Below are 13023 nucleotides of genomic sequence, written 5' to 3'. Positions count from 1 at the left end.
ATCAAGAGGATCGTCTCATGAAAAACACGCGGACCATGTTGTGCCTCATCTGCCTGGTCTTCCTGCTTCCCGCTCTTCTGTTCTCGCAGGAACTGCGGCTCGTGCCGTGGCTCGGGCAAGGGAGTCAATATTTGAACCAGCAAATTGCAGCTGATACCGCGGCAAACGGCAAGCTGCCAAACCGCGTCTATGTGCTGACACGCGGAGCGCTCTATCTTTCCAACGCAGTGTTTACGAACACGGGCAACTGGACGCTGCGGATTAAAGCGAATGACAGCTCGACGACCAAGAAACCGGTGGTCATGCTCTACCCGAGCGGAACCGGCACAACGCCGTGGAATCCCCCGGGCAATTTGTTCCAGCTTGGCGGAAGTCTCTCGATGAAGAATCTGGAGGTGACGGGATTTTATGAACTCGTCGACACGAATCGCTGGAACATGCAGGGAGCGTTGATCAATATTCCGTCAACGATCTCGGGCGTCAGCATCACCATCGATAGTTGCATCATCTCGAACTCCAATGGCAACCATATCCGTACGGATGGTGTCCCATCCGTCGTCAAGATCACGAACAGTGTCTTTGCCAATATGGGGTACCTGGGACGGTCGAACCTGGGAGCCGGCAAGGCGATTGACCTGAGAAATGTAGCGTGCGACTCGTTGATCATGATCAATAATACCTTCGTGAATTGGCTGGATCGTATTGTCCGTCACTATCCGGCTTCTGGGGCCACTGTGACGGGTGAATTGAAATACTTCATGTTCGATCACAACACGCTCGTGAACGGCACGTCGTACCACGGAATGCTTTCGCTCGGTTCCGTGGGGAGCAAAGTCATCATCACGAACAACTTCTTGCTCGATCCGTTCATCATGGGGAATGACTCCGATATCTCGCGGCAGGCAGAGTTTATCCCGAGCGGTGAGTTGGATAAGTTCGGCAAAGCACGCATGAACTGGATCTTCTCGTATCCGAATACGACGACTCAATGGACGATCTCCAACAACTATTACGCCATCTCTGATTCCGGGCAGGCGTTCTACAATCAGTTTGCTTCTGTCGGTGTCACGGGGGAGGGTTCGCCCCTGACATGGCACATCAACGGCAAACTGGGTGCCGATTCAGTGAACGCATTCAAGAAAGTAAGTGTCACGTTGCCGAAAGTGCCGGCCACAATGACGCAACTCGCTCGTTGGTACAGGGCAGACAACGGCGGCAAGAAAGGCAAGAATACACCGGGTGCGTGGACCTATGGCACGGCGACAGACCCGAATGACTATGATCGCTGGGGTTACGCGAAGCTGCGCGATGAACTGAACTGCGCATATCCTACGACCTCTTCTATCTACGCAGCCGGAAACGACGGTTTTCCTGCGGGTGATTTGAACTGGTTCCCGACGAAGAAAGCCCAGTGGTTGACAAGTACACCTACAGGACCTGGCCCAGCATCCGTAGTCTGGAACCTCATCCTGCCGGACAGTGCGAATCCCTCCACAACCGTTGGGAACGTGGTTGGCCAGCCGATCAGCGGCAGCGAGTTTTTCGTTCGCAGTTTCACCGGCACGCCGAATGGTCCGCTTGGCACAGGAAACATGCGCTGGTGGCCATCAGCTGACGGCGGAATAACCGGTACTTCGTGGGGTCCCGAAACTGGAGAAGTGGCGACACGCTACATCCAGTTACAGGTTGCGCCGAAGTCGGGTTATGCTTTTGTGGTCGACTCGGTTTCCTTCTGGAGCTGCGGCGGCGGCACGGGCAGCATGAGGTTCAATGCCTACTATTCAACGGATGCCGCATTTGCCAGCAAGATACGAGCGAATGCCGATACGGTTACCCTTCCCAATTCGGGGAGCGTGACAGCTACGACACGCTACGCCTACAAAATCGGGGCCACGGTTCCGAACGGCAAGACGTTATACTTCCGGATCTATCCTTGGTACACAGGAGCAGCATCCAACTCAAAGTACGTATACACCCAACTTGCTGAAATCAAAGGCTCCACGACCGTTGCAACTGCAGTGCGCGATGAGGACATCATTCCGCGGTCAATAGAGCTTTCTCAGAATTACCCGAATCCGTTCAACCCGTCCACCACGCTGCAGTTCTCGCTGTCGAAGAGTGGCCCTGTGACCCTCGATGTCTTCAACATCCTGGGCCAGCAGGTTGCAACCCTCGTGAACGAGGTGTTGTCTGCTGGGAGTTATCATGTAAACTTTGACGCGTCCGCATTGAGTTCGGGTATCTATTTGTACCGTCTCCAGGCTGGGGATGTCGTACAAACGAAGAAAATGATCTTGATGAAGTAACTTCCAAGAGCATCTCTCTTGTGAACGGGGCTGGACGGTGCCTTCTCCAGCCCCGGCACAAGATTCTTCTCCTGGTCGTTGTGACCGTGCGGCTGGGGACAGGGTGCATACCAAGGGGCAGGCAATTTCGCAGTAGCGTTCGCTCGTCTTTTTCCCACAGGTTCATAGCCTCCCGCTCTCAGACTCTGCTCTCCCTTCATAACGCTTCTCTTGGTGCTCCCGCGGGCGCTTATTGTGATGATCAATTTACTAACGCAATGAAAACGCAACTCCGTAACCGCGTCACTCGACAGCTTTGTCGGCTCTTTGTATTCGTGGCCTGTTTCTGCTTCTATTCACCGCTTCGCTCCCAGGCATCGTACGATTTTGTCGTTGCCCGGGATGGAAGCGGCAATTTCAAAACGATCCAGGAGGCAATCACTGCCTGCCGGGATTACGCCGAACGGCAATATGTTATCTTCATAAAGAACGGGGTGTACAACGAGAAACTTCTTATCCCCACATGGAAGACGCACATTGCGATCATCGGCCAGGATGTGGACAGCACGGTGATCACGTACAACGATTATTCGGGGAAGACAGACTCGCTAGGCAGGAAATTCAATACGTTCACGTCGTTTACGTGCATGGTGGCGGGGAACAACATCACCTTCGAGAATATCACATTCGTCAACTCCGCAGGACGGGTAGGCCAGGCAGTCGCTCTTCATGTCGAAGGAGACCGCTGCATTTTCAAGAACTGCAGGCTGGTGGGAAATCAGGATACGTTGTTTTCGTCAGGCGAGAACAGCCGGCAATATTATGTGGGATGCACAATCGAGGGGACGACAGACTTTATCTTCGGGGCTGCGACCGCGGTGTTTGAGAATTGCACGATCATCAGCAAAGTGAACTCGTACGTTACCGCCGCTTCGACACCCCCGACACAACAATACGGTTTCGTGTTTCTTCGCTGCAGGCTGCTTTCGGACAGCGTCGGGCGAAAGGTGTATCTGGGTCGACCGTGGCGCCTCTATGCCTACACGACGTTTGTGAATTGCGAGATGGGGGAGCACATCCGGCCGGAAGGGTGGCATAATTGGAGTAAGCCTGAAGCTGAGACAACAGCCCGTTATTCCGAGTACAACAGCACGGGCCCAGGAGCCAACCCCGCTTCCAGAGTCACGTGGTCGCGTCAGCTGACGAAGGTGGAATCGGGCCTCCTCATGACGCGCAATGTTTTGAAGGGGTTCGACAACTGGGATCCTACGAGTGCTCGTTGAAAGTTGAGAGCGCGCACCCGCCCATTAGTTAATGCAATGCTCATGAACCGTCGTTTCTTAGTCGTGATGATAATTGTTGGTGTGCTGGGAGTTGGTCTCCGGGTTGATGCGCAGGTGCGTGCTTTCCCCGGAGCGGAGGGGGGAGGGATGTATACCAAGGGCGGACGAGGTGGAAAAGTGCTGGAAGTAACAACTCTCTTCGATACGAACGCTACCAACGTTCCGGGCACATTGCGGTGGGCCGTTAATCAAAGCGGTGCGCGCACTGTGGTGTTCCGGGTCTCCGGGACAATGATTCTGGTTTCAGATCTCAAAATTTCAAGGGACTCAATCACGATAGCGGGTCAAACATCCCCCGGCGATGGGATCTGTCTCCGGAAGTATTCCTTGGTCGTCAGCGCAAATGAGGTCATTGTCCGCTACCTGCGAGTTCGCCTTGGCGATGAATCGGGAGGGGAAAGTGACGCGATGAGCGGGTTTACAAACGCGACCACGGGGTACAAAAACCACATTATTGTCGATCACTGTTCGGCGAGTTGGAGTCAGGACGAAACACTCTCGTACTACGGCAACGACTATGTGACCGTGCAATGGTGTATCATCAGTGAGAGCCTTTACAATTCGAGTCACCCGAAGGGGGCTCATGGGTATGGCGGAATATGGGGTGGGAAGGATCACACCTCGTTTCACCACAACCTTCTGGCACACCATTCCAGCCGCAATCCAAGGCTGTCAGGGTTGGGCACGACGACCGCGTGTTTCAATATCGATTTGCGAAACAACGTTATCTACAACTGGGGATTCAATAGCGCGTACGGCGGAGAGGCAAGCACGGCGAATTTTGTCAACAACTACTACAAGCCGGGACCTGCCACGAAGAGCAGCGTGAGGTCAAGGATCTATAATCCTTCCGACACGGTCGGCCGATGGTATGTCGAGGGCAACTTTGTTGAGGGGAATCCGACGATCTCGAACGACAACTGGGCCGGTGGCGTAGTGCCGACAATTGCACCGAAGGATCTTTCAAGTCTCAGAGCAAGCACACCATTTCCTGTTCTTCCGGTGATCATGCAATCCCCACAGCAGGCATACGACCTTGTTCTGCAATATGCAGGGGCTGCTTTCCCTACACGCGACACAGTCGATAGCAGAATTGTCTATGAGACTCGATCCGGTACGGTGACCTTCGGAGGCCGGACGTATGCGAAAGCACAGGGGTTTGACACGACAAGAGTGTACGGGATGATCGATTCGCAGACGGACGTGGGGGGATGGCCCACGCTGAAGAGCATTGCCGCTCCGGTTGATAGTGACCACGACGGAATGCCTGATGATTGGGAATCGTCTCATGGCCTCAATCCCGCTGATGCCACCGATCGCAATCTCGTGGGCGCGAATGGTTATACGATGCTTGAGAAATATCTCAATGAGCTTGTCGGAAGCGATCCGTCCACAACAACGGAAGTGAGATACGGGAGCACGGTTCCGGGTCAATTCTCGCTTGACCAGAACTATCCGAACCCGTTCAATCCAAGCACAGCTATTAGCTATCAGCTATCAGCTCAATGCTTCGTTACGCTGAAAGTTTTTGATCTTCTTGGACGCGAAGTCGCCATGCTCGTCGATGGGCGGTTTGCTGCGGGATCATACCGGACCATGTTCGATGCATCGCGTCTGAGTTCAGGTGTATATCTATATCAACTACGCGCCGGGGACTTTGTCCAGACGCGCAAAATGGTCCTTATGAAGTGATGCTGCCCGGAGCTTCGCACGGAGGACTGGATGGCGAACGAGCTATCGCCAGGCAGACATACTTTCTTTCAAAGATTCTCCAACTCAACAACGATACGGCGCCGCGATCCCATGCACTCCAACTGAGAGAACCATGAACAAGACACATCTTGGAATACTGATTCCCCTTCTGTTGCTGGCACCGTTACCATGCGGTGGCAGCGGCAACACGCAACCGGCAAAAACCGATGTCGTTGCTTCGCCGTTTCCCGATTCCATACAAATACCCGCATCGTGGCCATGGTCCAAGAGGATCGCAGAGTCATTCGTGCTGCGTCATGCGGGAGCAGTAACGTACGACTCTCTCTCACCCAACCAGCGTTGGAACTACGAGCAGGGGCTCATGCTTGTGGCGTTGCGCAGCATGTGGCTGCATTCGAAAGATCAGCGTTACTTCGATTTCATCAAAGGGAATCTCGATCAGTTTGTTGAAGAATCGGGATCCATCAAAACGTACAAGTATGAAGACTTCAACATCGACAATATCGCCGTCGGCAGAGCATTGCTCACGGTCTATGAGGCGACGAAGGAGCAAAAATACAAGAGCGCCGCTGACACGCTCAGAAAACAGCTTCAGAACCAACCAAGGGCGAATGAAGGGGGATTCTGGCACAAGCAAATCTACCCCTACCAGATGTGGCTGGACGGATTGTTCATGGGTGAACCATTTTACGCTTGGTATGCGGTGATGACGAAAGAGCCGCGTGACTATGACGACATCGTGAACCAGTTTGTATTTATCTACAAGCACACCCGCGATCCGAAAACCGGATTGTTGTATCATGGTTGGGATGAAAGCAAACAACAACGATGGGCTGATCCGAAGACCGGTTGCTCCCCGCATTTCTGGGGAAGAGCAATCGGATGGTACGCAATGGCGCTCGTGGATGTGCTCGACATTCTCCCGAAGGACTATCCTCGCAGGAAAGAGCTGCTGCCGATTCTCAGGGATGTGTCGGCCGCGCTGCTGAAATTCCAGGACAAGAAGACTCACTTGTGGTACCAGGTTCTGGATCAGGGGACCCGGGAAGGAAATTACCTGGAAGCGTCCGCGTCGGGCATGTTCGCCTACGCCTTTGCCCGGGGGGCAAACAAAGGCTATCTGCCCAAGACGTATATGCGATCAGCCAAAGAAACGTTCAAGGGAATTGTCGACAACCTGGTGTCTGTTAAAGCGAATGGCTTTGTCGATCTCCTCCATACGTGTCAGGGAGCCGGGCTCGGGGGAAAACCTTACAGGGACGGAAGCTATGAATACTATGTCGGTGAGGCGCAACGCGTGAACGACATGAAAGGATACGGCCCGTTTCTGCTGGCTTCTATAGAAATTGAACGTGCAGCGGGGACGACCCGGAGCGCACGGAAATAGATGATCAAGTGTAATCTGCGGTTGTTACTGAATCGACCATCGGTCGAAGGAGCGTGTGTGTGAAACGTTCAGCTCATATTACTCTGGACGACATCGCCAAGAAACTCAAGGTCTCGCGCGTGACAGTCTCGAAGGCACTGCGGGGTCATCCTGATATCTCCGAAAAGACGGCGAATCGGATAAGAAAACTCGCAAGCGAACTAGGCTACAGCCCGAACTTCATCGCGAGAAACCTCTCCGCGCGTCGCTCGAACATGCTCGGAGTCGTTATTCCGAAGATTGCCCACTTCTTTTTCGGATCGGTGATCGAGGCGATCTATAACACTGCATTCGACCACAACTATGAAACCATCCTCACGGTTTCGCAGGAAAACGCGGAGCGTGAGAAGAAGCATATCCAGACGCTCGTTTCGATGAGAGTTGACGGCATGATCATCTCGGTATCGCAGGAAACCAGGGACGCCGAGATCTTCAGGTGGATCAAGAAGATGGGAATCCATGTCGTATTTGTCGACCGCATGCCAGGCCCCGGCATTCCCGGCTTCAGCAGCGTGCTGGTCGATGACAAGGGCGGAGCGTTTCAGGCGATCGAGCATGCAATCAAAACAGGATATCGCAAGATCGGTTTCGTCGGCGGCAACCCTGAAATCAACATCGGCCGGAACCGGCTTCTTGGTTTCGAGCAGGCGATGAAACAATACAATGTACCCATCAACAGCGCATGGGTTGTTCATGCCGGCTTCGGCAAGGCTGACGGCTACGAAGGATTCAAGCGGTTGTATCAGAGCGGGCAAATGCCTGAGTTTGTATTTGCGGTGACCTACCCGGTGGCTCTCGGCATTTATGAAGCGGCGAAAGAACTTGGCCTCCGTATCCCGGACGATATCGACATTATTTGTTTTGGAGACAGCGACGTCAACCGGTTTCTTTCTCCTTCGCTGAGCTGTGTCCACCAACCGACCCAGGAGCTTGGGACGAAAGCGGTGGAGATGATTCTCGATATGATCAATAACTCGGGTGAAGTGCGCGAACAGCACCTCGAGATTCCGACCGAGTTGATACTGCGTGAAACCTGTCTCGTCAAGAAGCCAACGCGTGTCGAGGCCCTGAAGCCGATCGGCGCCAGGGCGGCGGCAAAAACGAACTAGGAGGATGCGGAAAAAGGCATCCAAAGGACAAACTTCGTCAGGCTGAGCGAAGTCGAAGCCTGTTGTTTGCCTCAATTGAGACGTTTCGTCCCTCGACCTCGCTCGGGACCGCTCAACGTGACGCGAACTTAGTTTTTCCGCATCCTGCTAGACAAGCAGAGCATCGAGAACAGGTTTCTCTGAGGATGGGGACTGAGCAGAAACAACCATCCAGGGCAAAACCACCGAGTTGAAACATCAACGTAAACAAAAGGTGTCTTTCATGCAGATACGCCAACGGCTGCTTATCCTCACTGTTATTTTGACACTCACATTGCTCTTGCCAGGCTTCTTCGTTGAAAGTTCTGTTCGGGTGTTTCTCATCGGTGATTCGACGATGGCAGACAAGCCGGTTATCGGCACGGCGGAACGCGGCTGGGGGCAGGTATTTCCGCTCTTTTTCGGTGACGATGTTCTCATCGAAAACCACGCCCGCAACGGCCGCAGTACAAAAAGCTTCATTGCAGAAGGACGATGGCAGACGGTCTGCGAGAAACTGAAGCCGGGCGACTGGGTCTTCATCCAGTTTGGGCACAATGATCCAAAGAAAGAAGATACCTCCCGGTACGCCGAACCACGCACCGACTACAAGAAGAACCTGCTCCGTTTTGTCAACGAGACCCGGTCCAAAGGGGCTCATCCCATCTTGCTCACGCCTGTCAGCCGGAGAAAATTTGATAAAGAGGGTAAACTTGTTGACACTCACGGCGAATATCCCGGTATCGTGCGGGAAGTTGCAGCAGACGAGAAAGTCCCCCTGATCGATCTACACAAGAAAAGCATGCAGCTGATTCAGAAGATGGGACCAGACGAATCCAGGAAAGATTTCCTCTGGGTTAAACCGGGTTTCCTCTCAGCGTATCCCGCCGGAAAGGAAGATGATACCCATTTCACTGAATCCGGGGCTCTGAAAATTGCCCGCCTCATCGCAGACGATCTGCAGGAGCTTAAGCTTCCGCTGAGCAAGTCTCTCAGACCATTCGATGCGAACACGGTCGTGGGAATCAACAAGATGGTCGTTCTCGACCAGTTCTACAACAACGAGTGGAAGAAGAATGCGAAGGGAGTGTCCGAACGATTTCACTATGTGTGGCATGACACGGCGAACTCGGGGTTCTCTATCCTCGGAAGCAAGATCGTGAACCTGGGTGCGTCTCTCGACACGCTGTCCGAAGCTCCTACGCCGCAAAACCTCCGCCGGGCAAGCATGTACATTATCGTTGATCCGGATACGCCTCTGGAAACGGAGCGGCCCAACTACATGGATGATGCTGCCGCTGAGGCTATTGCTGACTGGGTGAAGAACGGCGGCATCCTCGTCCTTATGGAAAATGATAAGGGGAATGCTGAGTTTGAACATTTCAACAAACTGCCGGAGAAATTCGGCATCCATTTCAACGAGGACAGCAGGAACAAGGTGACGGGCAATGCGTACGATATGGGCAAGTTCGACGTCTTTCCGGATCACCCGATGTTCAAAGGGCTCAAGAAGATATACATGAAGGAAGTTTCCACTCTCACGATCGAATCCCCGGCTTCCGCCGTGCTGACAGATCACGGTGACGTGATCATCGCGTATGCAAAGGTGGGGAAGGGAGGAGTCTTCGCGGTGGGAGATCCCTGGCTCTACAACGAGTACATCGAGCACCGGAAACTCCCCGTGGAGTTTGAAAATGACAAAGCGGCAGAAAATCTCTTCCGCTGGCTGCTCGGGAACGCATCACCGGTACTTGCCTTCTGAGAAAAGGACCAACGTGCGCCTTCTGGCAATACTGTGTACGATAGCTCTGGTGTCCATCGGACAAGTCGCGCGATCGCAGCAGCCGTCTGCGCGGAAAGACGTCTGGACGCCCGACAACGGCGATGGTTCATATGCGAACCCGATCATCTATGCCGACTATTCCGACCCGGATGTCATTCGTGTTGGGGACGACTACTATATGACGTCGTCGAGCTTCTCGCATTTCCCTGGACTCCCGATTCTCCACTCCAAAGACCTCGTGAACTGGACCATCATCGGTCACGCTGCGCCGCACTATCCGTACAACGAATTTGATGTGCCGCAACATGGGAAGGCCATTTGGGCTCCGTCCATGCGTTACCACAACGGCGAATTCCACATTTATTTTGGTGATCCGGACAGGGGGGTATTTCTGACGAAGGCGAAGAACCCGGCCGGACCCTGGGAGCCGCTCCGCCTGATCCGAAAAGTCACGGGGTGGATTGACACATGCCCATTCTGGGACGACGATGAAAACGCGTACCTGGTTCACGCATGGGCGAACAGTCGTGCAGGCATCAAGAGCATTCTCGCCGTGAACAAGATGAACAGGGATGGGACTGAGATCCTCGACGATGGCATCGTCGTGTTCGTCGGCCATTTCAGTCACCCGACCATCGAGGGGCCGAAACTGTACAAACGCAACGGCTACTACTATATCTTTGCTCCTGCGGGCGGCGTGAAACCCGGATGGCAGACCGTTCTTCGCTCGAAGAACATTTTTGGACCGTACGAGGACAAAAAGGTTCTGGAACAGGGAAGCACGAACGTCAACGGTCCACATCAGGGAGCCTGGGTCGATACAAAGACCGGCGAGGATTGGTTTGTCCACTTTCAGGATCGATATGCCTACGGGAGGATTGTCCATCTCCAGCCGATGCGGTGGGAACATGACTGGCCCATAATCGGATCCGACTACGACAAGAATGGTATCGGCGAACCAGTAACAACGCACAAGAAGCCAAATGTCGGTGCGACGCATCCGATCGAAGTGCCGCAAACGAGTGATGAATTTGATTCCTCAACACTCGGGCTGCAATGGCAATGGGAAGCCAACTTCAAGAGCAGCTGGTATTCACTCAACGCCAGGAACGGGTGGCTCAGACTCTATTCCCAATCCCCTTCGCAGAAGAACAGGAACTTGTGGACCGTTCCGAATCTGATGCTCCAGAAGATGCCGGCTCCGAAGTACTCCGCAACGGCGAAGGTTGATTGTGCAGCACTTTCGGTTGGAGAGAGATTTGGCCTCGTGGTCTTCGGACTCGATTATTCCTACATTGGAATCGGCAAGGCGGATAAGGACTACACCATTTCGCAGATTGTCTGCACGAAAGCCGACAAAGGAACGCCGGAAGAAACCCTGGCATCGGTCGGGGTCTCAGGATCGGAAATCTATCTTCGCGTAGAAGTTCACCCTGAGAACGAATCAGATAGTATCGCCAACGTTCTTTGCTCCTTCAGCTACAGTACGGATGGTATGTTGTTTCTTCCACTTGGAACGACATTCACAGCGCGCGAAGGGCAGTGGGTGGGAAGCAAAGTTGGAATATTTTCTTTGAATTCGGACGCATCGAACAAATCGGGGTACGCAGATGTCGATTGGTTCAGAATTGATCGGTTGAAGAGATGAGAGACTGATGTCATTTCGAAAAAGGAAGCGCTGTTAGTACAATCAATGAAGGAGTTACAGGATGCATAAGCGAGTACGCACGGGATTCGTCCTTGCCGCCATGAGCGCACTGTTGTCGTGCCCTGTGGCCGCGCAATGGTCTGCAACGCTGGAACAGGAAATCAAGTCGTACACTGCCAATCTGCCGTTCGCGATGCCTCAGATCCAACTGCCTCAGATCCCGGCGCAGCAGATGAGCATTGTGGACTTCGGAGCCGTGGCCGACGGGCACACGATGAACACCACAGCGATCAACAACGCGATCCAGGCGTGCGCGAAAAAGGGAGGGGGAACAGTTGTGATCCCGCCGGGAACGTGGCTCACCGGACCAATCGGGCTTCAGAGCAATATCGAACTCCGTATCGAAACCGGCGCACTGGTGATTTTCAGTCCGAAGTTTGAAGACTACGCCGTGCCGACAAAAGGGAACCGGGTCACGTCGCCGATTCATGGTCAAGAGTTGACAAATGTCGCCATCACCGGAACGGGGACGTTCAATGGCAACGGTCATTACTGGCGCCCTGTCAAGAAGGAGAAACTCACCGCCAAACAGTGGAAAGACCTGGTCGCCTCAGGGGGCGTGGTCACCCCAGACGGCAAGATGTGGTGGCCTTCCAAGGAGGCGATGAACGGCGAGGAATTCCTGAAGAACCTTCGCAGAGAAAACAAGAAGCCGACACCGGAAGAGATCGCCGGGGCAAGGGAGTTCCTCCGTCCGACAATGCTCGATCTGGTCGGATGTAGCAGAGTGCTCATCGATGGTCCGACGTTTACCAATACCCCGGGCTGGGCACTGCATCCGTCGGACTGTGACAATGTCATCATCTGTAACACAACCGTTATCAACAATTGGTGGGGGCAAAATACTGACGCTGCCGATATCGGTGCGTGCAGGAATGTACTGTTCTTCAAAAACGTGCTGGATGCCGGTGATGATGGCATCTGCATGAAGTCGAACGTTGTCAAGAACAGGGAATTTGCTCTCGAAAACATTGTCATTGCCGACTGCATCGTGTATCACGGCCACGGCGGTTTCGTCATCGGCAGCAATACCGACGGCGGGATACGAAATATTTCCGTCAGGAATTGCACGTTCATCGGAACGGATATCGGTCTGCGGTTCAAGTCGGCTCGTGATCGGGGTGGCAAGGTGGAGAACATCTTTGTCGATGGTATTCGGATGAAGGATATTGCGACCTCAGCCATTCTGTTTGATATGTTCTATGAAGGGAATGCTGATTTCGATCCGGCGAAAGCGAAGATCCCGTACTTCCGGAATTTTGACATCAGGAACATCGTGTGCGACGGAGCGAAGAACGCTCTCTTCGTACGCGGACTCGCCGAAGCGCCGATTCAAAGCGTCACCTTGAAAAACATCGCCATAACGTCTGATGAGGCGATGAGTATGGAGGACGCAGATGGATTCACGCTGCTTGACGTGTGGCTGAATTTCAAATCCGGACCGGTCCTGTCGGTGAAGAACACGAAAAACGTGCAGCTTGAGAAAATCACGACGGCATCGCAAGCCGCCCTCTTCCTCCGCGCTCAAGGAGCGAGCACGGAGAGGATCCGCGTGCAACGGGGCGACATAGCCAGGGCGAAGAAAGACATCGAACTTGGTCAAGATGTGAAACAGGGAGCGATAGTCATTCAGTGACG

At 53.6% G+C, this 13023-nt stretch carries 8 protein-coding genes; all 8 read left to right on the top strand.

Annotation, left to right across the window (positions count from 1 at the left end; translation table 11 throughout):
- The first annotated feature begins 17 nt into the window (after positions 1-17).
- Positions 18-2306, top strand: a complete 2289-nt coding sequence (locus NTU47_03315) for a T9SS type A sorting domain-containing protein (protein ID MCX6132822.1) — start codon at positions 18-20, stop codon at positions 2304-2306.
- A 257-nt stretch (positions 2307-2563) separates the two neighbouring features.
- Complete coding sequence (locus NTU47_03310) at positions 2564-3568, top strand: pectinesterase family protein (GenBank protein MCX6132821.1); 1005 nt, start codon at positions 2564-2566, stop codon at positions 3566-3568.
- A gap of 42 nt (positions 3569-3610) precedes the next feature.
- Positions 3611-5320, top strand: coding sequence for a T9SS type A sorting domain-containing protein (locus NTU47_03305; protein ID MCX6132820.1), 1710 nt, complete (start codon positions 3611-3613; stop codon positions 5318-5320).
- A 133-nt stretch (positions 5321-5453) separates the two neighbouring features.
- Positions 5454-6728: a glycoside hydrolase family 88 protein gene (locus NTU47_03300; GenBank protein MCX6132819.1), complete on the top strand. Its 1275-nt coding sequence runs from the start codon at positions 5454-5456 to the stop codon at positions 6726-6728.
- A gap of 59 nt (positions 6729-6787) precedes the next feature.
- The gene (locus tag NTU47_03295) at positions 6788-7876 is read left to right on the top strand and encodes a LacI family DNA-binding transcriptional regulator (GenBank protein ID MCX6132818.1); all 1089 of its coding nucleotides are present in this window, start codon (positions 6788-6790) and stop codon (positions 7874-7876) included.
- A 262-nt stretch (positions 7877-8138) separates the two neighbouring features.
- Entirely contained in the window at positions 8139-9656 is a 1518-nt protein-coding gene (locus NTU47_03290) for a rhamnogalacturonan acetylesterase (protein MCX6132817.1), read from the top strand.
- Complete coding sequence (locus NTU47_03285) at positions 9589-11325, top strand: glycoside hydrolase 43 family protein (GenBank protein MCX6132816.1); 1737 nt, start codon at positions 9589-9591, stop codon at positions 11323-11325. The genes NTU47_03290 and NTU47_03285 overlap by 68 nt, the downstream gene beginning before the upstream one ends.
- A 61-nt stretch (positions 11326-11386) precedes the next feature.
- Positions 11387-13021: a glycoside hydrolase family 28 protein gene (locus NTU47_03280; GenBank protein ID MCX6132815.1), complete on the top strand. Its 1635-nt coding sequence runs from the start codon at positions 11387-11389 to the stop codon at positions 13019-13021.
- Positions 13022-13023 lie beyond the last annotated feature (2 nt).

Source organism: Ignavibacteriales bacterium (assembly GCA_026390595.1).
Taxonomy (GTDB): domain Bacteria; phylum Bacteroidota; class Ignavibacteria; order UBA10030; family UBA10030; genus UBA9647.
Note: the sequence above shows the minus strand (reverse complement) of the source record. Positions and strands in the feature narration are given on the sequence as shown.

Bases quoted from the DNA above. Each gene is read 5' to 3' on its own strand.
- NTU47_03285 (MCX6132816.1), top strand. From the start codon at position 9,589: ATGACAAAGCGGCAGAAAATCTCTTCCGCTGGCTGCTCGGGAACGCAT.
- NTU47_03280 (MCX6132815.1), top strand. From the start codon at position 11,387: ATGCATAAGCGAGTACGCACGGGATTCGTCCTTGCCGCCATGAGCGCA.
- NTU47_03300 (MCX6132819.1), top strand. From the start codon at position 5,454: ATGAACAAGACACATCTTGGAATACTGATTCCCCTTCTGTTGCTGGCA.
- NTU47_03290 (MCX6132817.1), top strand. From the start codon at position 8,139: ATGCAGATACGCCAACGGCTGCTTATCCTCACTGTTATTTTGACACTC.
- NTU47_03310 (MCX6132821.1), top strand. From the start codon at position 2,564: ATGAAAACGCAACTCCGTAACCGCGTCACTCGACAGCTTTGTCGGCTC.
- NTU47_03305 (MCX6132820.1), top strand. From the start codon at position 3,611: ATGAACCGTCGTTTCTTAGTCGTGATGATAATTGTTGGTGTGCTGGGA.
- NTU47_03315 (MCX6132822.1), top strand. From the start codon at position 18: ATGAAAAACACGCGGACCATGTTGTGCCTCATCTGCCTGGTCTTCCTG.